Raw genomic sequence first — 19,756 nt, forward strand, 5'->3', positions numbered from 1 at the left:
TGCGTTCTCGTTTTCCTCCCTTTCTTCTTTTTTGTGTTTTGGTGGGCGGGGCGGCCCCGGCCCGCGGGGGGGGGCCGGCGCGGCGCCCGGGCGGCGCCCCGGCCCCGGGTCGAACGGCCCGACGTCAGCGTCGGGAGGTCGGCCCGTCAGGCGTGGTGTCGACGCGCACCTGGTCGAAGGCGGGAGCGCCGTCGACCGCGTCGGCGGCGACGGCCGACGACGTGGCGGCGTCCGGTAGGTCGAGGCTGGTCCGCAGGGTGATCGGCTTGAGTAGGAGCGCGGCGATGATACCGACGACCCCGATGGCGGCGGAGATCAGGAAGATGTGTCCGGTGGCGTCACCGTACGCGGCCCGGACAATGTCCTGGACCTGCGCGGGCAGGGCGGTGATGTTGAGGTTGCTGCTGCCCTCCGAGCCGCCGGAGACGGGGATCCCGGCGGCGGTGAGGTCGCGGGTGATCTGGTCGCCGACCCGGCGTGCGAGGACGGCGCCGAGCACGGAGACGCCGATGGTGCCGCCGAGCGACCGGAAGAACGCGACGCTGGAACTGGCCGCGCCGATGTCCTTGAGCGAGACCGTGTTCTGAACGGCGAGGACGAGGTTCTGCATGGTCATGCCGACGCCGACGCCGACGATGAACATGGCGGCGCCGACCAGGACCAGCGACGTCTCGTGGTCGATGGTGCCGAGCAGGGCGAACCCGGCGACGAGCAGGATCGAACCGGCGACGATGTACGGCTTGATCTTTCCGCTCTTGGTGATCAGCCGGCCGGCGACGATCGAGGAGCCGAGGACACCGGCCATCATCGGGATGGTGAGCAGGCCCGCCTCGGTCGGGCTGTAGCCGCGGCCGATCTGGAAGTACTGGCCGAGGAAGACGGCACCGCCGAACATGGCCATGCCGACCGCGAGGCTGCCGAGGATGGCCAGCGCGGTGGTGTGCTGGCGAACGATTCCGAGCGGGACGACCGGCTCGGCCGCGCGCGACTCGACCCAGACCGCCAGGGCCAGCAGGACGAGCGAACCGCCGACCATGGCAGCGGTCTGCCAGGAGGCCCAGGCGAACGAGCCGTCGACGAAGGAGATCCAGATCAGCAGCACGCTGACGCCCGCGGCGATGAGGCTGGCACCCAGGTAGTCGATCTTGACGTTCTCACGCCGTACGGTCGGCAGGCGCAGGGTGGCCTGGAGCAGGACCAGGGCGATGGCCGCCACCGGCACGCCGACGAAGAAGCACCAGCGCCAGCCGAGCCAGGACGTGTCGACGATCAGGCCGCCGAGCAGTGGGCCGCCGACGGTGGCGACGGCCATGACGCCACCGAGGTATCCGTTGTAGCGGCCTCGCTCGCGCGGCGGGATCATGGCCGCGATCGCCACCTGGACGAGTGCCTGCAGGCCGCCGACCCCGATGCCCTGGAACGCGCGGGCGGCGATGAGCTGGCCGGCGCTCTGCGAGAAGCCGGCGACGACCGAGCCCACCAGGAAGACCACGATGGCGACCTGGATGAGGGTCTTCTTGTTGAACAGGTCGGCCAGTTTGCCCCAGATGGGGGTGGTTGCCGTCGCGGTGAGCAGGGTCGCGGTGACCACCCAGGTGTACTGGGTCTGCGAGCCGTTCAACGATCCGATGATCTTGGGTAGCGCGGTCGAGACGACCGTGCTGCTCAACATCGCGACGAAGAGCACCAGCAGCAGGCCACTGAGCGCTTCCAGTGTCCGCCGATGGGTCATCGGCTCAGCGCCGGCCGTGATGGTGGGTGCGCTCATCGCGCGGCCTCCAGGGTGTCGTTGTCGTTGTTTCCGAGGGCGACCTCGATGTCGCCGGCGAACCGGCCGAGCGCGGCGACCAGCGCCGCCACCTCGTCGGGAGTCCAGTCGGTGAGCGCTCGTTCGATCACCTCGCCGTACCAGCGGTGACTGTCGGCCAGGGCGGCACGGCCGGCCGGGGTGACCGCCAGGAAGGTCGCCCGCCTGTCGGTCGGGTCCGGCCGCCGTTCGACCAGGCCCTGCGCGACGAGCGCCGTGACCGAGCGGCTGATGGTCGACGCGTCCAGCCGCGTGCGGTCGACCAGGTCGCGGGCATGGCAGTCGCTGGAGAGCTGATCGATCTGCACGAGCGTGCCGAGCATCCCCGGCGGGATGGCCGGTCGTTCGTCGGCACGGCGCTGTTTCAGCAACCGGACGCTTCTGACCAGGTCGTACAGGCGAAGGCCGAGTTCACGAGCGCCGCTTTCCACGTCTGCTCCCACACGATGTTGGTTGCCTCAAGCAAGCATTCACCGATCTTGCCCATTAGGCAAGTTTGCTCATTGAGAAGTGGCTCACCCGCCCGTACCCTCGGTGCGATGGACGAAACGACCGGTCTGCGGGAGCGCAAGAAGGCGGCCACCCGCCTCGCGCTGCACGAGGCGGCCCTGCGCCTCGCCGCCGACCAGGGCATCGACGCGGTGACGGTCGAGGCGATCGCCGACGCCGCGAACGTCTCCCGGCGGACCTTCTCGAACTACTTCTCGAGCAAGGAGCAGGCCCTCTTCCACGGCGACACCATGCGCCTGCACCGGCTGCTGGAGCTGATCCGGGAACAGCCGGTCGACGACGCGCCGTGGACCGTCCTGAGCCGGGCGGCCGAGCGCCTCACCGAGGAGGTCTTCGGCGGTTCCGAGCCCTCCTGGCTCACCCAGCGCCGCAAGCTGCGCGGGCACCCCGGCCTGGCTCCCCACCAGGTCGCGGCGTACGCCGCGATCGAGCGCGAACTGGCCACGGAACTCGCCCACCGGCTGACCGCCGGCGACGTGGCACTGCGCTCCCGCCTCCTGGCCGCGACCTTCCTGGCCATCCTGCGGGTCGCCGTCCAGCACTGGATCGAGCACCCGGACGACCCGATGGCGCACACCGTGCGGACCGCGCTCGCCGCGGCCGCTCCCGTGGCGGCCCCCGAGAGCCACCGCACCAGCACCGGCGCCTAGCGCCGACCTCCGATCCCCGGGACTCCCGTCGCTCCGGGTCGCGGGCACCGTGCTGGCCCGACGAGTCCCGGTGACGCGCCGTCCAGTGGGTGGTAGCCAACGGGCGCGGTCTTGACGCACCAAAGACATCGGAGGTTTACTGCGTCAGCGATACAAGTCGATGCGCCTGGACCGTCCACACTGGCGCATCGGGCCCGTCGCCACCCGCACCACCTCAGCCGAGCATCGGCGGCCCGGCTTTTCGCACCACCGCCACCATGGCCTCCGGCGTGCCCGCGCACGACCGGGGTCGACGCTCAGCTAAGGAGCACCCATGCGTTCCCGTCCCCGACTGCTGGCACTCGTCACCGGCCTGGCCGTGATGCTGGCCAGCCTGGCCGTGATGCCGACCCCCGCCTCGGCGGCGCCGCTGACCAAGGTCCTGGTGTTCAGCAAGACCGCCGGCTTCCGGCACTCGTCGATCCCGAACGGCATCGCCGCGATCCAGCAGCTCGGCTCGGCCAACGGCTTCACCGTCACCGCCACCGAGGACGCCGCGCAGTTCACCACCTCCAACCTGGCCCAGTACCAGGCGGTGGTCTTCCTGTCGACGACCGGCGACGTGCTCAACGCCAGCCAGCAGACGGCCTTCGAGTCGTACATCGCGGCCGGTGGCGGATACGTGGGCGTACACGCCGCCGCCGACACCGAGTACAGCTGGCCGTGGTACGGCTCGCTGGTCGGCGCCTGGTTCGACTCGCACCCGGCGATCCAGACCGCGACCGTGAAGATCGAGGACACCACCAACCCGTCGACCGCGCACCTCGGCACCACCTGGGTCCGCTCCGACGAGTGGTACAACTACCGCACCAACCCCCGCTCCAGCGCGCGGGTCCTGGCCAGCCTCGACGAGTCGTCGTACAGCGGCGGCAACATGAACGGCGACCACCCGATCACCTGGTGCAAGGCGTACGGCGGCGGGCGGGCCTGGTACACGGGCCTCGGGCACACCGAGGCGTCGTACACCGACCCGAAGTTCACCCAGATGCTGCTCGGCGGCCTGCGCGTCGCGGCGGGCGCCGTCACGGCGGACTGCTCCCCCCGCACCACCACCCCGCCGCCCACGACCAGCGGCTCCACCCTGCGAGCCCGCGCCAACAACCAGTTCGTCAGCGCGCCCAACGCCACCACCCCGCTGATCGCCAACCGCAGCACCGCCGGCACCACCGAGCGGTTCGACCTCGTCGACCTCGGCAACGGCAACGTGGCGCTGCGCGCCAAGGGCAACGGCCAGTACGTCGCCGCCGAGAACGCCGGCGCCGCCGCGCTGATCGCCAACCGGGCCACCGCCGGCGCCTGGGAGACCTTCCAGCTCGTGCGCAACTCCGACGGCACGGTGAGCCTGCGGGCCACGGTGAACAGCCGCTACGTCGCCGCCGAGAACGCGGGCGCCGCCGCGCTGATCGCCAACCGGACCTCCATCGGCCAGTGGGAGAAGTTCGACCTCGTCACCGGCTGACCGCGCCTCGACGCGCTCCTCACCACTCCCCTTTCGGCCGTGGTGCGCCCCCGCACGCCCGGCCCCGGTCGTCGAGGAAGGACGATCATGTTCTCGTGCCCCCGGCGCTGGTCCCGGGCCCTCGTGGCGGCGCTCACCGCCGCCGCGAGCGTGACCCTGGCCGTTGCCGCACCGTCCACCGCGCAGGCGGCGGTCATTCCCGCATCCGACTACCAGCAGGTCAAGCTCGCCACCGGCTCGGCCGAGCTGGGCGAGGCCATGTCCCTGGCCGTTCTGCCCAACCGCTCGGTGCTGCACACCGCCCGCAACGGCGTCCTGCGGGTCACCGACGTGGCCGGCAACACCCGGGTCTCCGGCACCCTGTCCGTCTACACCCACGACGAGGAGGGGTTGCAGGGCGTCGCCGTCGACCCCAACTTCGCCACCAACCGGTGGATCTACCTGTACTACTCGCCCACGTTGAGCACCCCGTCCGGGGACGCCCCGACCACCGGCTCGCAGACCGACTGGGACCGGTGGAAGGGGCACCTGCGGCTGTCCCGGTTCACCCTCAACACCGACGACACGCTCAACCTGGGCAGCGAGAAGATCGTGCTCCAGGTCGCCAACGACCGTGGGCAGTGCTGCCACGTCGGCGGTGACCTGGACTTCGACGCCGCCGGCAACCTTTACCTGACCACCGGCGACGACACCAACCCGTTCGAGTCGTCCGGGTACGCGCCGCTCGACGAACGGACCAACCGCAACCCGCAGTTCGACGCCCAGCGCTCGGCGGGCAACACCAACGACCTGCGCGGCAAGCTGCTGCGGATCAAGCCGCAGGCGGACGGCACGTACACCATCCCGTCGGGCAACCTGTTCGCGCCCGGCACGGCCGGCACCCGCCCGGAGATCTACGCGATGGGTCTGCGCAACCCGTTCCGGATGAGCGTCGACAAGGCGACCGGAGTCGTCTACCTCGGCGACTACGGCCCCGACGCCGGAAGCACCAACTCCAGTCGGGGCCCCTCCGGTCAGGTGGAGTTCAACCGCATCACCGCACCCGGCAACTTCGGCTGGCCGTACTGCACCGGCAGCAACACGAGCGCGGAAACATACAATGAATACACGTTCCCGTCCGGTCCGTCGCAGTCCAAGTACAACTGCACGGGCGGGCCGACGAACAACTCGTTCCGCAACACCGGCCTCGGCACGCTGCCCGCGGCGAGGCCGGCCTGGATCAAGTACGCCGGTGACTCCGGCTCACCGTCGGAGTTCGGCAGCGGCTCCGAGTCGCCGATGGCCGGGCCGGTCTACCGGTACGACGCCTCGCTCAACTCCAGCATCAAGTTCCCGGCATCGCTCAACGGCCAGTTCTTCGCCGGCGAGTACGGCCGCCGCTGGATCAAGCCCATCGCCATCAACGCCGACGGCACGCGCGGGGAGATCTCCAGCTTCCCGTGGAGCGGCACCCAGGTCATGGACATGGCCTTCGGCCCGGACGGCGCCCTGTACGTGCTGGACTACGGCACCGGCTCGAACAACCAGGCGCTGTTCCGGATCGAGTACATCGGTGGAGGCAACCGCAGCCCGATCGCGGTCGCGTCGGCGAACCCCACGTCCGGGGCCAACCCGTTGACTGTCACCTTCTCGTCGGCCGGCAGCTCCGACCCCGAGGGCGGGGCGCTGAGCTACCTGTGGACGTTCGGCGACGGCACCACGTCGACCGCGGCGAACCCCACAAAGACGTACACCACGAACGGCACGTACTCCCCCACGTTGAAGGTCACCGACCCGACCGGCCTGTCCGGTACGGCGAGCCTGGTCGTCACCGTTGGCAACACCGCCCCGACGGTGACGCTCACCGCGCCCGCCGACGGGCAGTTGTTCAGCTTCGGTGACACGGTGCCGTACCAGATCAGCGTGAGCGACCCGCAGGACGGCACGATCGACTGTGCCAAGGTCAGCCTGACGTACGCGCTGGGCCACGACAGTCACGCCCACCAGATCACCTCGAAGACCGGGTGCAGCGGTTCGATCACCGTTCCGACCGACGGGGAGCACGACGCGGCGGCGAACATCTACGGGGTATTCGACGCCGCGTACACCGACAACGGTGGGCTCACCACGCACAGCATCAGGACCCTGCAACCGAGGCACCGCCAGGGTGAGCACTTCGGCGCCCAGTCGGGCGTCCAGGCCACCGACCATGCCAGCGCCGAGGGTGGCCGCACCGCCGGGTTCATCGAGAACAACGACTGGATCTCGTACCAGCCGTACAACCTGGCCGCCGCCAACCGCATCACCGTGCGGGCGTCGTCGGCCGGTGCCGGCGGCACCGTCGAGGTACGGGCCGGTTCGGCGACCGGCACCCTGCTGGGCACCGTCACGGTGCCGGTGACCGGGAACTGGGAGACCTTCACCGAGGCGTCCGGTGCCATCAGCAACCCGCCCGCCGCGACGACCATGCTGTACCTGGTGTTCAAGGGCGGGTCGGGCTACCTGTTCGACGTGGACGCATTCACCTTCACCACCGGCACCAGCACCCCGCCGACCGGGGGGATCACGCTGCGGGCGCAGGTGAACAGCCAGTACGTGTCGGCCGTCGGCACGAACCCGCTGATCGCCAACAAGGCCACGGTCACCTCGACCGAGCAGTTCGACCGGGTGGACGCCGGTAACGGCACCATCGCCCTGCGCTCGCGTGCCAACGGCCTGTACGTCTGCGCCGAGAACGCCGGCACGGAACCGCTGGTCGCGAACCGCACGACCATCGGGGCGTGGGAGACCTTCCAGCTCATCACGAACTCCGACGGGACGGTCAGCCTGCGCGCCACGGTCAACAACCAGATCGTGGCCGCCGAGAACGCCGGTGCCGGGTCTCTGATCGCCAACCGTGCCACGGTCGGCGCCTGGGAGAGGTTCACGCTCACCGGTTGACGCCGGTGGTGGGTCCGGCCCGCCCTGGTCGGCGGCCGGGCCGGACCCACCGCACCGTCGGCCGCCAGCGTCCGGGTGGCTAGATCGGGAAGCGGCCGTGCCGCCACTGCCAGTGGTGGCCGGCCTTCAGGTGGTCGACGACTGCGCGTTCCAGCACGGTACGCCGGGGCAGCTCGTCCAGCGGTGTGCGCAAGGTGCGGAAGACGAACCGCAGCACCTCGACGTCGGCGTCCGGCCCCTCCTGCTCCTGGTAGGGGGTCAGCTCGAACCGCCGCTGGAACCGGGCGATGTTCGATTCCGCCGGCAGGTATTCGAGCAGCTGCGGGTCGAGCAGCCACGAGCCGCAGGCGAACGCCTCGTAGCGCTCGTCGGGAAAGTGGCGGGGGAAGAACGCGCGGGCCTCGTCGAGCGACGCGTCGATGGCGTCGGGGGTCAGCGGCCCCGCGTCGGGGATGTGCAGGGAGAGGTCGGCGCCGCCACGGTGGTGCTGCAACCGACCCAGCTCGTAGATGCTGCCGCGGACGTGCAGCGTCAGCCAGCTCTGCATGACCGGCCAGCCCTCGCCGCGCATCCGGCTGTCGATGGCGAGGTTGCGACCCAGGTCCGCGAGACTCGACCAGGACACGGCGTCGGGCACGTCGTGGTCGCGGTGGTACGCCCGGGCGACGTCGACCAGGGCCAGGTACGCGTACACGTAGAGGTGCCGCCAGGCGGGGCCACGGTCACGCGGCAGTTCCGGGCCGGGCGGCAGCCACTCGTGTCCCCCGAGGTCGGCGCGGACCAGCGCGATGGAACGGTCGAGCAGCCAGCGCAGCTCGGGTGTCCACAGCGGAGAGTCGGCGTCGGGCCAGCCCGCCATGATCTCGGCGGCGTCGTCCGGCGGCACGGCGAGCCGGTCGAGTATCGCGGGCGCGTCGGCCCTGGCGGGCAGCGGCGCCGACGGCCGATCGCCGGCGAGCCGGTGCACCCGCTCGACGTCCTCGACGGGTACGCCGAGCCGGGCGGCGGTGTCGTGCAGATCCACGGCGCCGACCCTACCGGCGCGGACGTGCCCGGTGGGGGCCCGGGGAGCTCAGGAGTCCGCCGGCACCCCGGCGTCGAGCTGCCCGATCATCGGCGCGAGGAGGTCGTTGAGTTCCCGAGCCAGCACCACCACCGCCCGGCGCGCCGCGGAGGTGACATCGTCCTGCGGTCCGGCGGGCGCCGGCGGCAGGTCGTCGAGCGGGACCGGCGCCTCCACCTGGAGCAGCGCGCGCAGATGGGGCCGGCGTGTGTGGTCCTGCTCGGTGGGTGTGGTGAACTGGCCGAACAGCTGGGGCCAGTCGTGCCACCCACGGTCGCGCTGCCACTGCCTGGTCCAGGTCAACTCGGCCGGCCAGCGGGACGCGACGGTGACCGCGCAGACCATGCTGCCGTCCCACGGGCTGCGCGCGCAGGTCGCCGAGATGATCCGCCGGTGCCAGCGGACGAACCCGGGCGACAGCTCACTCGCCACCCGCCAGGCCGTCGCCCCGAACGCGACGGGGGCGATGTCGTCCCAGGTGTCGGCGAAGTCGTCGATCCGGCGGAGCACCTCGGCCTCGTACCGCCCCTGCCCGCCGGTGCCGTGCTCGCGGTCGAACTGCTCGTCCACCCAGAAGGCGCGCGGCTCCGGCATGCTCGACCCCGTTTCATGACGATGGCGTCCACCACCGTCGAACCTATGCCATCCACGGGGCGCGGACGACTACCCCACGAAAATGCAGAACGGGTGACCGGCCGGGTCGGCGTACACGCGCAGCGGCTCGTCGGGGTCCTCGATGCGGTCGTACCGCAGCCGGCCGCCGAGGCGGAGCACGCGCTCGTGCTGGACCAGCAGCTCCTCGACGGATTCCACGGTCAGGTCCAGGTGCAGCTGCTGCGGCACGTCGCTCTTCGGCCAGGTCGCCTGCGGCAGGTGGTCGACCTGCTGGAACGCGATCTGCGGGCCGCCGCCGGGAGACCTCAGCACCAGCCAGTCACGACCGCGCTCGTCGGGTCGCCCATCCGCCGGCGGCTCGTCACCGGACCGGTAGACGAAGCCCATCAGCTGCCGGTAGAACTCCGCCGACTCCCGCGCGTCGGTACAGTCGAGCACCACCGAACACCACGTGGGCACACTCTCCTGGTCGACCATTCTCGATCACCTCCGACGCCATTCTCGCCGTGCCACCCCGCGGCCGCATCCGCGGCCGCCCCTTGCGCCTGGCTTGACAGGCGACCCGTTCCGGAGTGGACGATTGGGCGTGCGAATCCTCGTGGTGGGCGGCAGCGGTCTGATCGGCGCGCACGTCGTGGACGTGCTGCGCGAACGCGGCCACGCCGCGACCACCGTGGCGCGCACCGCCCGGCCGGGTGTCGACCACCTGATGGACGTCGACTCCGCGTCGGTCGACGACCTGCGGCCGTTGCTCACCGGCCACGACGGTGTCGTGTACGCCACCCGCACCGACGAGCAACGCCCGCTGCCCAAGCCGATCTACCCGCGGTTCCGCCGCGACAACGTCGATCCCGTGGTACGCCTGTTCACGGCCGCACGCCAGGAGGGCCTCACCCGTGGGGTGGTGATGGGCTCGTACTACACGTACTTCCATCGGCTGCACCCACGGTGGCGGCTCGCCGAGCGGCACACGTACATCCGGTGCCGGATCGAGCAGGCACGGGAGGGGCGGGTGGCCGCCGGCCAGGATCTGCCGGTCGCCGTCCTCGAACTGCCCTTCGTCTTCGGCCGCGCCGGCGACCGGCTACCGAACTGGGCCGGGCCGCTGGACCGGTGGGCCCGCTCGCGTACCCCCTTGGTGGCCCCCACCGGCGGGACCGCCGCGGCCTCGGCGCGCAGCGTGGCCGAGATCGCGGTGGACGCCCTGGAGCAGGGACGCGGCGACGACATTCCGGTCGCCGACGAGAACCTCACCTGGAACGACATGATCACGCGCGTCGCCGGGGCGGTCGGTCGACGCCGCCGGGTGTCCCGCCTGCCATCCGGCGCGGCGAAGGCCGCCCTCCGACTCGGCGGCACGCTCCAGGCCCTCGGGCGCACGGAGTCCGGCATCAACCCCCGCCATCTCGCCGACCTCCTGCTCGCCGACCTGTTCGTCGAGCCGACGACCGGCCGGTCCCTGGACGCGGCGCTGCGCGAGACCTTCCCCGCCGGTTAGCCCCGGGGCGCCGATGGTCGGGCGAGGTACGCCGTCTTGACGTCGGGCGAGAAGCCGCAGGCCCGGTAGAACGCATGGGTCGCGGGGGTACGCGAACCCGTCATCAGCATCGCCTTGTAGCAGCCGGCGTCCCACGCGGCCTGGAGCGTGCCGGCCATGATCTGCCGGCCCAGCCCGGTGCCCCGGCGTGACTCCTCGACGACGACGTTCTCGACGACCGCGTACGGCGACGCGGACCTGCTCATGTTCGGGATCACGTTGAGGTACGTCGTGGCGACGACAACCCCGTCCAGGTCGAGGACGAACAGACGCAGCCCCGGCGTGTCCAGGATCTGCTGGAAGGCCGCCGCGTCGGAGCCGTCGTCCAGCACCGGGTCGTCCGGGTTCAACTGCCGGTAGAGGCGGATGATCTGCGCGAAGTCGTCGGGCCGGGCCGCACGGAACATGCCCGGAGCCTAACGAAGGCGGCGTGTGCGGCGCCCGGCGCGGACAGGCATCCGGACACCGTCGCCCGCGTACGCCGTCGACACCACAGCTAGCCGGTCTCCGCAGGCGGGTCAGCGACCGTCCGGACCTGGCGCGCGGCGATGTCGACGAACTCCCGCACCAGTGGCGACCGGTCGTCCTCCGCCCAGGCCACACACACCTGGTTGTGCCCGAGGTCGTCGACCGGCACGTGGACGACGCCCGGCCTGGTGTAGAACGTCGCGGTCGACAGCGGCAAGATCACGACCCCGGCGTACGCGGCGACGTGCTCCAACTTCTCCTCGACGGAGGTCAGCGCCGGCCGGGGGCGAGGCTCGGGATCCGTCGGGCGGTTCGGCAGGTCCCGCCATTCCGGCACCGCGTCCGGGTCCTGGAGCAGGCGCTCCTCGACGAGCTCGGCGAGGACGACCGACTCCCTGCCCGCCAGCCAGTGTTCGTCCGGCAGGACCACGACACGGGGCTCGGTGAACAGCGGGCGCAGGCGCAGGCCGCGCTGGTCGACCGGGAGCCGTACGAAGCCGACGTCGGCGCGCCCCTCGCGGAGCACCTCGGCCTGGTCGTCCCAGGAGGTGCGGATGACACCGACGGCCAGGTCGGGGTGCCGCCGGGCGATGGCGCGGGCCTCGGCGGTGACGATGATGCCCGGCATGAACGCGATGGTGAACGTCTGCCGGCCGTGCGCCGCCCGCTGCACCCGACGGTGCAGAGCCTCGGCGGAGGCGAGCAGCGGGCCGGCGTCGGCCAACAGTTGGCGACCGGCCTCGGTCAGCACGGTGGAGCGGCGGTCCCGGACGAAGAGCTCGGCGCGGAGTTCGTGCTCGAACGCCCGAATCTGGCGCGACAGGACCGGCTGGGCGATGTGCAGCCGCGCGGCGGCCCGACCGAAGTGCAACTCCTGCGCGACCGCCACGAAGTAGCGCAGCTTGCGCAGATCCACGTCCATCCAAGCCCCGTCCGGTCCCGGTCGCTGATCGGTCCACGATACCCATCGCCTTCATGCTCAGCGGGTATCACAGCAGGTGAAAGAGGTCTTGGACGGGGGCGTCGGGGTCGACGCATGGTGGGAACCGTTCCCACCACGAACCCGGAAGGGCACGATCATGAATCTCAGCGACAAGCGTGTCGTCGTACTCGGCGGAACCTCGGGAATCGGGCTCGCCGCCGCCACCCGGGCCGCCCGCGAGGGCGCCCGGGTCGTGGTCGCCTCGCGCAACCGGCGCAGCGTCGACCGCGCCCTGGCGACCCTGCCGACCGGCACCCAGGGGTACGTCGCCGACCTCACCGACCCCGGCGACGTGGCGCGACTGTTCCAGAGCCTCGGGCCATTCGACCACCTCGTCTACACCGCCGGTGAGCCGCTCACGCTGATGTCCGTCGACGCCCTCGACCCCGCCGCCGCCCGTACCGCCTTCGACCTGCGCTACTTCGGCTCCCTGTCGGCGGTCAACGCGGCACTGCCGTACCTGCGGCCCGGCGGGTCGATCACCCTCACCACCGGCACCGCCAACCACCGGCCGAGCGCCGGCTGGTCGGTCGCGGCCAGCATCACCGGGGCGATCGACGCGCTGGTCCGCGCGCTCGCCGTCGAACTCGCCCCGATCCGGGTCAACGCCGTCTCGGCCGGCGTGATCCGCTCGCCGCTCTGGGACTCGCTCCCGCGGGACGACCGGGAGCAGATGTACGCCCGGCTCGGCGAGTCACTGCCGCTCGGCCGGGTGGGCGAGCCGGAGGAGGTCGCCGAGGCCTTCGTCTACCTGCTGCGGGCGACCTACGCCACCGGCACGGTGGTGACCGTCGACGGCGGCACCCTGGTCGCCTGAGTCGGGCCGGGCCAGGTCGATCATGGAGTCGGTGGGCCCCTCCGTCACACACCACCACTTGATGATCGACAGAGGGTGCGGTTCTGTGCCAGGGTTTGGCGGTGAAGGACTTCGGTGTCCGCGCGGCCACCTCGGCCGATCGCGCTTTCCTGGTCGACATGCTCGCGGCGGCCGTGAACTGGTTGCCGGAGCGCAACTGGCCTCGCGAGCAGATCCTGGCTGACCCGGCGCTGGCTCACTATGTCACCGGGTGGATGCGGCCCGACGACTCCTGGACGCCGCCCGCGAGCGCGGCGTCCGCACGGTCTCGCTGAGCGTGGAGAGGGCGAACGTCGCCAGAGGGCTGTACGTGGCCGAAGGGTTCCGCACGGTCGAGTCGTTCGAGAACGCCGACACGATGGTCGGTCGCGGAGGTCCGGGCCTGACCACTCGGCGACCATCCCGCCGGGCCGTCACCTGAGCTGTTCGGCCAGCCCGACGATGATGCCCTCGGGACCACGGACGTAGCAGAGGCGGAAGATGTCCTCGTACCGTTCCAGCTCACCGACGAGGTCCGCGCCACGGGCGCGCAGGCGGGTGACGACGTCCTCGATGTCGTCGACGGCGAACATGATGCGACGAATGCCGAGCGTGTTGGCCGGCGCATCCCTGGGCTCGGGGCTGATCGCCGTCGGCGTGTGGAACATCGCCAGCTCGACCTTGCCCTGGCCGTCCGGGGTGCAGAGCATCGCGACCTCCTGTCGGACGTCGTCGACCCCGATGACGCGCTCCACCCACCGTCCCTCGACCGGCTCTCTGCCCTGAAGCTCCATGCCGAGTTCGACGAAGAACGCAATGACGGCGTCGAGGTCCTCGACAACGATGAGGACGTTGTCCATCCGCTGGATCGCCATGCTGGATCTCCCTGGTCCGGTACGGCCACTGTGGCCGCATCCTCCCCCGGGACGGAGCCGCAGGGCCGTTCTCGACACCGGTGTCGCTGGCGCCGCGTCCGGCCGCACCCTGCCTCGGGTGGTTCGCCCTGGTGGCGGCCCGCTCGTTCCGCCCGCTCAGTAGCCGGCGACGTGCGGGGCCAGCGCGATGGTCACGAAACGGATCGTCCGGCCCAGCAGGCAGGTCACCGCGAAGGCCGTGGACCGCATCGGTGTCCGGCCCAGGTAGACGCTGGCGGCCAGCAGCGGCGGGAATCCGGTGACCGCGCTGACCAGCAGCACACCGGTGGCCTGACGGGGACGTTCCAGCACGTCGACGAGGCGCGCCCCGGCCGCCTTCGGGCGGGCGAGCATCGTCGCCAACCGTCCCGTCGGCTCCCGCACGGCAGGCGGGCGCCTGCGGAGCCGGCGTTGCAGCCAGGACGAGTGGATCGCGCCGCGCGCGGCGAGGAAGATCAGGACCTTGCCGGCAGTCTGACCGACGGCGGCGGCGACTCCCAATGCCACCGACGGCGCCCCGGTCGTCGCCGCGGCCGCAATCAGGTACGGCTCGGCCGGGGTGAACGGCAGGAAGGCCGACAGGAGCCCGACGGCCGCAGCCGCCAGGACCGCGATCATGGCCGGGTGTGCGGCAGGTCCGCCGGCAGCCTGGCGGCGCAGACCAACGAGACGACCTTCACCGCCGCGACCGCGAGGGCGAACGTGACGGCCACCGCCGTCGGGGCGACGACCGCCAGGATCACCACCGCCGCGGTGTTCAACGCCTTGGCCGGAGGCGACCAGTTCCACCGGTAGATGCGCCGATCGACGCTGGCGAAGTAGTTCGGACCGAGCAGCGGCCAGCGCAGGAACATCAGACTCAGCAACTGGTCGACGACCATGAACTGGACGAGAAACACCGCGATCGGGAGGGCGGTGGCGGGTCGCAGCACGACCAGCGCGGCGGCGCAGGCGGAGGTGCAGGCACGGTCGGCGACGATGTCGAAGACCGCGCCGGTGCGCGTCTCCTGGCCCAGGGCCCGGGCGGCGGCACCGTCCAGGATGTCGCCGATCCAGTAGATCAGGTACGCGGCGACGAGCAGGTGCACGCTGCGGTGGGTCAGCGCCGCCACGGCGAGCGCCACCGACGTGGCTGTCCGCACGGCGGTGACGGCATTGGGAACGTTGACCAGCGTGACCGGAGCGCTGAGGCCCAGTGCTGTCATTCGGCGTCCTTGAGGATGCGGTGCATCTCGGCGGTGCGCCGGTTCAGATCGGCCAGCTGCGCGCTCATCTCGGTGAGCTGGCGCTGCGTCTCGGCGGCCTGCTCGCCGTACTGCCGCTGCAGCTCGGCGGAGACGGCGACCCGCTTGCGGACGCCGGCATACCAGATGGCCGCGATGACCACGGCGGCGACGACGACGAGGAAGACCGAGGCGGCGATGTCCATCTAACTGTTTCCTTTGGGTACGGCGTCGCCGTCTCCGGCGGTGCTCAGGGTCGTGGCGGCGAGCGCCACCACGTCGGGAGTGAGGTGCAGCGAGAACGGGGCGGTCTCGTAGTACTTGAGCGCCTTGCCATCCGGGGACAACTCCAGATGCGCGGTGACCAGCCCGGCCTTCTCCAACTTCTTCAGGTGCACCTGGAGCAGCGCGCGGCTGATGCCCAGGTCGCGGGCGAGTTGTGAGACGTAGGCGCGCCCGCCGGCCAACGCCGCGAGCACGCGCAATCGGTGCGGGCTGGCCAGCGTGGCAAGGACCTCGACCAGCCGGTCACCGCTCAGCCCCCATAGCTCGCCTTGGCTCATGCCAACTATTATTGGCATACGCAAGTGCGATCGTCAAACTGCCGGACCCTCAGGGACCCGGCGGGAGAACGAACTCAGCTTCTTCTGGCCCCAGAGGCGCGGCGGCGGCCATGGGCATGCCTCGGGCAGGGACCTCCGACCCACCCGGCACAGCGGGCTCGACGCGGACCGGTCGTCGCCCACCCAGCCAGCCAGCCGGCGGGCCCCCGGCGTCAGCGAAGCGGAACAGGAAAGGGGACTTCTCCCCTCAACGCCTTCTCCGCCAACTCCGACCGCTCAGCATGAAGAACGTTGTCCTGTAGAGGATGCCTGGGCACGTTGATACACCGCTGACCTGGCAGGACCTCACAGACGGGACACTCCAGGAAGAGTCCACTCGACGGCACCAGCTCGACGCCCTGGGACAGCGCCGACCTGCCGATCTTGACCACTGAGTGGTACAGGTCGGGATCCTGGTGCCGGGCAGCGGCAGCGGCCACCTCCCGCAGCCCTTCCCAGAATCGTTCGGCAGCCCTTGGTTCCTCCACGTTGATGCGCACGCCCGCGGCTGCCCGTTACCAGGGCGACAAAACCTCCGTACGGCTCCGGCCCGCGCCCGTCACTTGGCGTTGAAGTAGCTGGCCTCCGGGTGATGCACGACGATCGCGTCGGTGGCCTGCTCCGGCATGAGCTGGAACTCCTCGGACAGCTCGACCCCGATCCGCTCCGACCCCAGGAGGTCGACGATCTTCGCCCGGTCCTCCAGGTCCGGGCAGGCCGGGTAGCCGAACGCGTACCGGCAGCCCCGGTAGTCGTTGCGCAGCAGACCGGCCAGGTCCGTCGGGTCGTCGTGGCCCAGCGGACGGCCGTCGGGCAGGGTCAGCTCGGCACGGATACGCCGGTGCCAGTATTCGGCGAGCGCCTCGGTGAGCTGCACGGACAGGCCGTGCACCTCCAGGTAGTCGCGGTACTCGTTGCGGGCGAACAGCTTCGCCGCGTACTCGCTGACCGGCTGACCGACGGTGACCAGTTGCAACGCGACCACATCGAGCTGGTCGCTCTTGGGCTTGAAGAAGTCCGCCAGGCAGAGCCGCCGCTCCTGGCGCTGGCGGGGGAACGAGAACCGGGCGCGCTCCGCGTGCCCGTTCTCGTCGAGCACCACCAGGTCATTGCCTTCGGAGTACGCGGGGAAGTAGCCGTACACGACGGCCGCCTCCAGCACCTGGTCGGCGATCAACCGGTCCAGCCAGTAGCGCAGGCGCGGGCGGCCCTCGGTCTCCACCAGCTCGTCATAGGACGGGCCGTTGCCACCCCGCGCGCCGTTGAGCCCCCACTGCCCACGGAAGGTGGCCCGCTCGTCGAGCAGCGCCGCGTAGTCGGCCATCGGGACGCCCTTGACCACCCGGGTGCCGAAGAACGGCGGGGTGGGCACCGCCACGTCCACTGCCACGTCGGAGCGGACCGACGAGTCGTGCAGCCCCGGCAGCGACTCGGTGACCATGGACCGCTGCCGTTCCCGGCGGGCCCGCCGCGCCGCCAGGGCCGCCTCCCGTTCCGGGTCGATCACCGGCGCGCCGCCGCGCTTGGCGGTCATCACCTTGTCCATCAGGGACAGCCCCTCGAAGGCGTCCCGCGCGTAGTGCACCTGCCCGGGGAACACCGATCGCAGGTCGTCCTCGACGTACGCGCGGGTCAGCGCCGCCCCGCCCAGCAGGACGGGCCACCGCTCGGCGACCCCGCGCGTGGCCATCTCGGCCAGGTTCTCCTTCATGATGACAGTGCTCTTGACCAGCAGCCCGGACATGCCGATCGCGTCGGCGCGGTGCTGCTCGGCGGCGTCCAGGATGGCGCTGATCGGCTGCTTGATGCCGATGTTCACCACCTCGTAGCCGTTGTTCGACAGGATGATGTCGACCAGGTTCTTGCCGATGTCGTGCACGTCGCCGCGTACGGTGGCGAGCACGATGCGGCCCTTGCCGCCGTCCTCCGCGGTCTCCATGTGCGGCTCCAGGTACGCCACCGCGGTCTTCATCACCTCGGCGGACTGGAGCACGAACGGCAGCTGCATCTGGCCGGAGCCGAACAGCTCGCCGACCACCTTCATCCCGTCCAGCAGGATGTCGTTGATGATCGACAGCGGGGCCCGGCCGCCGGCCATCGCCGCGTCCAGATCGGCCTCCAGGCCGTTACGCTCACCGTCGATGATCCGCCGCTTGAGCCGCTCGTCCAGCGGCAGCGCCGCCAACTCCTGCGCCCGGCTGGCCCGGGCACTCGTCACGTCGACGCCCTCGAACAACTCCAGGAAACGCTGCACCGGGTCGTACCCCTCGCGGCGCCTGTCGTACACCAGGTCCAGGGCGACCTCGCGCTGCTCGTCCGGGATCTTCGACATCGGCAGGATCTTGCTGGCGTGCACGATCGCCGAGGTCAGACCGGCCTGCACGCACTCGTGCAGGAACACCGAGTTGAGCACCTGCCGGGCCGCCGGGTTGAGCCCGAACGAGATGTTCGAGATGCCCAACGTGAAGTTGACGCCCGGGTAGCGCTGGGCGATCTCCCGGATCGCCTCGATGGTCTCGATGCCGTCGCGGCGGGTCTCCTCCTGCCCGGTGGCGATCGGGAACGTCAACGCGTCGATGAGGATGTCCGAGCGGTCCATCCCCCACCGACCGGTCAGGTCGTCGATCAGCCGCGCCGCGACCCGGACCTTCCACTCCTGGGTACGCGCCTGCCCCTCCTCGTCGATGAGCAGCGCCACCACAGCCGCGCCGTGCTCGCGGACGATCGGCATCACCCGCGCGTAGCGGGATTCGGGGCCGTCGCCGTCCTCGAAGTTCACCGAGTTGACCACGCACCGGCCGCCGAGCATCTCCAGGCCGGCCTCGACGACCGCCGGCTCGGTCGAGTCCAACATGATCGGCAGGGTCGACGCGGTGGCGAACCGGCCCGCCAGCTCGCGCATGTCCTGCGTGCCGTCGCGGCCGACGTAGTCCACGCACAGGTCGAGCAGGTGCGAGCCGTCGCGCGCCTGACTGCGGGCGATCTCCACGCAGGCCCGCCAGTCGGCGGCGAGCATCGCCTCCCGGAACGCCTTGGAGCCGTTGGCGTTGGTCCGCTCCCCCACCATCAGCACCGACGCGTCCTGCGCGAACGGCACCGGGTGGTACACCGACGAGACGCCCGCCTCGTGGCGCGGCTCGCGGGCCGGGGCGGTGACGCCGTGCAGCCGCTCGGCCAGCACCCGGATGTGCTCCGGGGTGGTGCCGCAGCAACCACCGACGAGCCCCACGCCGTACTCGGTGACGAACCGCTCCAGGGCCTCGGCCATCTCCACGGGAGTCAGCGGGAAGTACGCCCCATCGGCGGTCAGCACCGGCAGGCCGGCGTTCGGCATCACCGACAGTGGGATGCGGGAGTGCTGCGACAGGTATCGCAGGTGCTCGCTCATCTCGGCCGGGCCGGTCGAGCAGTTGAGCCCGATCAGGTCCACGCCGAGCGGCTCGATCGCCGCCAGGGCCGCACCGATCTCACTGCCCACCAGCATGGTGCCGGTGGTCTCGACGGACACCTGACAGATGATCGGCACCGACTGGCCCAGCTCGGTCATCGCCCGCTTCGACCCGACCACCGCCGCCTTGACCTGGAGCAGGTCCTGGCAGGTCTCGATGATCAGCGCGTCCGCGCCACCGACGATCAGACCGGCGGCGTTCTCCTGGTACGCGTCGCGCAGGGTCGCGTAGTCGGCGTGCCCGAGGGTGGGCAGCTTGGTGCCCGGCCCGATCGAGCCCAGCACGAACCGGGGCCGCTGCGGGGTGCTCGCCGCGTCGGCGGCCTCCCGGGCGATCCGGGCGGCCGCCTCGGACAACTCACGGATGCGGTGCGGGATGTCGTACTCCGCGAGGTTGGCCAGGTTGGCGCCGAACGTGTTGGTCTCCACGCAGTCCGCGCCGGCTGCCAGGTAGGCGTCGTGCACGCCGCGCACCACGTCCGGGCGGGTTACGTTGAGGATCTCGTTGCATCCCTCGAGGCCGTCGAAGTCGTCGAGCGTGAGATCCGCCGCCTGCAACATGGTGCCCATCGCACCGTCGGCGATGAGAATCCGGTCGGCCAGCACATCCATCAACGAAGTCCGCACCCGTTCAGGTTAGTGCGGTAGCCGTCGAGCCCAGCGCCCCTCGGCACCCGATCCCATA

At 70.9% G+C, this 19,756-nt stretch carries 20 protein-coding genes; 6 read left to right on the forward strand and 14 right to left on the reverse strand.

Annotated elements, in window-relative coordinates; genetic code table 11:
- Positions 1-124: 124 nt before the first annotated feature.
- Together ABZS77_RS15135 and ABZS77_RS15140 are read right to left on the reverse strand one after the other, a co-directional pair.
- The gene (locus ABZS77_RS15135; protein ID WP_354822783.1) at positions 125-1,768 is read right to left on the reverse strand and encodes an MDR family MFS transporter; all 1,644 of its coding nucleotides are present in this window, start codon (positions 1,766-1,768) and stop codon (positions 125-127) included.
- Complete coding sequence (locus ABZS77_RS15140; RefSeq protein WP_354822785.1) at positions 1,765-2,238, reverse strand: MarR family winged helix-turn-helix transcriptional regulator; 474 nt, start codon at positions 2,236-2,238, stop codon at positions 1,765-1,767. Before ABZS77_RS15140 ends, ABZS77_RS15135 begins: the two co-directional genes overlap by 4 nt.
- A gap of 108 nt (positions 2,239-2,346) precedes the next feature.
- Here ABZS77_RS15140 and ABZS77_RS15145 point away from each other — a divergent pair, with 108 nt between their 5' ends.
- The 3 genes from ABZS77_RS15145 (at position 2,347) to ABZS77_RS15155 (ending at position 7,384) form a co-directional block, all read left to right on the forward strand.
- The gene (locus ABZS77_RS15145; protein ID WP_354822787.1) at positions 2,347-2,967 is read left to right on the forward strand and encodes a TetR family transcriptional regulator; all 621 of its coding nucleotides are present in this window, start codon (positions 2,347-2,349) and stop codon (positions 2,965-2,967) included.
- Between the two features lie 361 nt (positions 2,968-3,328).
- Positions 3,329-4,465 (forward strand): ThuA domain-containing protein, encoded by a 1,137-nt coding sequence (locus tag ABZS77_RS15150; protein WP_354823107.1) that lies wholly within the window; start codon positions 3,329-3,331, stop codon positions 4,463-4,465.
- Between the two features lie 87 nt (positions 4,466-4,552).
- Positions 4,553-7,384, forward strand: coding sequence for a PQQ-dependent sugar dehydrogenase (locus ABZS77_RS15155; RefSeq protein ID WP_354822789.1), 2,832 nt, complete (start codon positions 4,553-4,555; stop codon positions 7,382-7,384).
- Between the two features lie 79 nt (positions 7,385-7,463).
- Here the strand turns inward: ABZS77_RS15155 and ABZS77_RS15160 are convergent, their stop codons facing one another.
- The 3 genes from ABZS77_RS15160 to ABZS77_RS15170 form a co-directional block, all read right to left on the reverse strand.
- Entirely contained in the window at positions 7,464-8,408 is a 945-nt protein-coding gene (locus tag ABZS77_RS15160) for an acyltransferase domain-containing protein (RefSeq protein ID WP_354822791.1), read from the reverse strand.
- Between the two features lie 48 nt (positions 8,409-8,456).
- A complete protein-coding gene (locus ABZS77_RS15165) occupies positions 8,457-9,041 on the reverse strand; it encodes a hypothetical protein (protein WP_354822793.1) in 585 nt (194 codons plus the stop codon).
- Between the two features lie 69 nt (positions 9,042-9,110).
- Entirely contained in the window at positions 9,111-9,539 is a 429-nt protein-coding gene (locus ABZS77_RS15170) for a VOC family protein (protein WP_354822795.1), read from the reverse strand.
- 109 nt (positions 9,540-9,648) lie between these two features.
- Here ABZS77_RS15170 and ABZS77_RS15175 point away from each other — a divergent pair, with 109 nt between their 5' ends.
- Complete coding sequence (locus tag ABZS77_RS15175; protein ID WP_354822797.1) at positions 9,649-10,560, forward strand: NAD(P)H-binding protein; 912 nt, start codon at positions 9,649-9,651, stop codon at positions 10,558-10,560.
- Here ABZS77_RS15175 and ABZS77_RS15180 read toward each other — a convergent pair.
- Entirely contained in the window at positions 10,557-11,006 is a 450-nt protein-coding gene (locus ABZS77_RS15180) for a GNAT family N-acetyltransferase (RefSeq protein WP_354822799.1), read from the reverse strand. The two genes, ABZS77_RS15175 and ABZS77_RS15180, sit on opposite strands and share 4 nt — an antisense overlap.
- A gap of 89 nt (positions 11,007-11,095) precedes the next feature.
- Positions 11,096-11,989 (reverse strand): LysR substrate-binding domain-containing protein, encoded by an 894-nt coding sequence (locus tag ABZS77_RS15185; protein ID WP_354822801.1) that lies wholly within the window; start codon positions 11,987-11,989, stop codon positions 11,096-11,098.
- 157 nt (positions 11,990-12,146) lie between these two features.
- Here ABZS77_RS15185 and ABZS77_RS15190 point away from each other — a divergent pair, with 157 nt between their 5' ends.
- Together ABZS77_RS15190 and ABZS77_RS15195 are read left to right on the forward strand one after the other, a co-directional pair.
- Positions 12,147-12,866, forward strand: coding sequence for an SDR family oxidoreductase (locus ABZS77_RS15190; protein ID WP_354822803.1), 720 nt, complete (start codon positions 12,147-12,149; stop codon positions 12,864-12,866).
- Positions 12,867-12,967: 101 nt separating this feature from the next.
- Positions 12,968-13,180, forward strand: coding sequence for a hypothetical protein (locus ABZS77_RS15195; protein ID WP_354822805.1), 213 nt, complete (start codon positions 12,968-12,970; stop codon positions 13,178-13,180).
- Between the two features lie 138 nt (positions 13,181-13,318).
- Here ABZS77_RS15195 and ABZS77_RS15200 read toward each other — a convergent pair whose 3' ends face one another.
- The 7 genes from ABZS77_RS15200 to metH form a co-directional block, all read right to left on the reverse strand.
- Positions 13,319-13,759 (reverse strand): VOC family protein, encoded by a 441-nt coding sequence (locus ABZS77_RS15200; RefSeq protein WP_354822807.1) that lies wholly within the window; start codon positions 13,757-13,759, stop codon positions 13,319-13,321.
- 156 nt (positions 13,760-13,915) lie between these two features.
- Complete coding sequence (locus tag ABZS77_RS15205) at positions 13,916-14,416, reverse strand: hypothetical protein (protein ID WP_354822809.1); 501 nt, start codon at positions 14,414-14,416, stop codon at positions 13,916-13,918.
- A complete protein-coding gene (locus tag ABZS77_RS15210) occupies positions 14,413-15,003 on the reverse strand; it encodes a CDP-alcohol phosphatidyltransferase family protein (RefSeq protein WP_354822811.1) in 591 nt (196 codons plus the stop codon). Before ABZS77_RS15210 ends, ABZS77_RS15205 begins: the two co-directional genes overlap by 4 nt.
- The gene (locus tag ABZS77_RS15215) at positions 15,000-15,227 is read right to left on the reverse strand and encodes a hypothetical protein (RefSeq protein WP_354822813.1); all 228 of its coding nucleotides are present in this window, start codon (positions 15,225-15,227) and stop codon (positions 15,000-15,002) included. The genes ABZS77_RS15210 and ABZS77_RS15215 overlap by 4 nt, the downstream gene beginning before the upstream one ends.
- The gene (locus ABZS77_RS15220) at positions 15,228-15,584 is read right to left on the reverse strand and encodes a winged helix-turn-helix domain-containing protein (protein WP_354822815.1); all 357 of its coding nucleotides are present in this window, start codon (positions 15,582-15,584) and stop codon (positions 15,228-15,230) included.
- Between the two features lie 212 nt (positions 15,585-15,796).
- Positions 15,797-16,123 carry a hypothetical protein gene (locus tag ABZS77_RS15225; RefSeq protein ID WP_354822817.1) on the reverse strand — a complete coding sequence of 109 codons (327 nt, stop codon included), beginning with the start codon at positions 16,121-16,123 and terminating at the stop codon, positions 15,797-15,799.
- A 59-nt stretch (positions 16,124-16,182) separates the two neighbouring features.
- Entirely contained in the window at positions 16,183-19,698 is a 3,516-nt protein-coding gene (gene metH / locus ABZS77_RS15230) for a methionine synthase (RefSeq protein WP_354822819.1), read from the reverse strand.
- Positions 19,699-19,756 lie beyond the last annotated feature (58 nt).

The sequence above is a fragment of the Micromonospora sp. NPDC005298 genome (genome assembly GCF_040607375.1).
In the GTDB taxonomy this organism is placed as follows: Bacteria; Actinomycetota; Actinomycetes; order Mycobacteriales; family Micromonosporaceae; genus Micromonospora.

Bases quoted from the DNA above. Each gene is read 5' to 3' on its own strand.
- ABZS77_RS15185 (WP_354822801.1), bottom strand. From the start codon at position 11,989: ATGGACGTGGATCTGCGCAAGCTGCGCTACTTCGTGGCGGTCGCGCAG.
- ABZS77_RS15210 (WP_354822811.1), bottom strand. From the start codon at position 15,003: ATGACAGCACTGGGCCTCAGCGCTCCGGTCACGCTGGTCAACGTTCCC.
- ABZS77_RS15180 (WP_354822799.1), bottom strand. From the start codon at position 11,006: ATGTTCCGTGCGGCCCGGCCCGACGACTTCGCGCAGATCATCCGCCTC.
- ABZS77_RS15165 (WP_354822793.1), bottom strand. From the start codon at position 9,041: ATGCCGGAGCCGCGCGCCTTCTGGGTGGACGAGCAGTTCGACCGCGAG.
- ABZS77_RS15205 (WP_354822809.1), bottom strand. From the start codon at position 14,416: ATGATCGCGGTCCTGGCGGCTGCGGCCGTCGGGCTCCTGTCGGCCTTC.
- ABZS77_RS15200 (WP_354822807.1), bottom strand. From the start codon at position 13,759: ATGGCGATCCAGCGGATGGACAACGTCCTCATCGTTGTCGAGGACCTC.
- ABZS77_RS15220 (WP_354822815.1), bottom strand. From the start codon at position 15,584: ATGAGCCAAGGCGAGCTATGGGGGCTGAGCGGTGACCGGCTGGTCGAG.
- ABZS77_RS15150 (WP_354823107.1), top strand. From the start codon at position 3,329: ATGCTGGCCAGCCTGGCCGTGATGCCGACCCCCGCCTCGGCGGCGCCG.
- ABZS77_RS15145 (WP_354822787.1), top strand. From the start codon at position 2,347: ATGGACGAAACGACCGGTCTGCGGGAGCGCAAGAAGGCGGCCACCCGC.
- ABZS77_RS15215 (WP_354822813.1), bottom strand. From the start codon at position 15,227: ATGGACATCGCCGCCTCGGTCTTCCTCGTCGTCGTCGCCGCCGTGGTC.
- ABZS77_RS15170 (WP_354822795.1), bottom strand. From the start codon at position 9,539: ATGGTCGACCAGGAGAGTGTGCCCACGTGGTGTTCGGTGGTGCTCGAC.
- ABZS77_RS15135 (WP_354822783.1), bottom strand. From the start codon at position 1,768: ATGAGCGCACCCACCATCACGGCCGGCGCTGAGCCGATGACCCATCGG.
- ABZS77_RS15155 (WP_354822789.1), top strand. From the start codon at position 4,553: ATGTTCTCGTGCCCCCGGCGCTGGTCCCGGGCCCTCGTGGCGGCGCTC.
- ABZS77_RS15190 (WP_354822803.1), top strand. From the start codon at position 12,147: ATGAATCTCAGCGACAAGCGTGTCGTCGTACTCGGCGGAACCTCGGGA.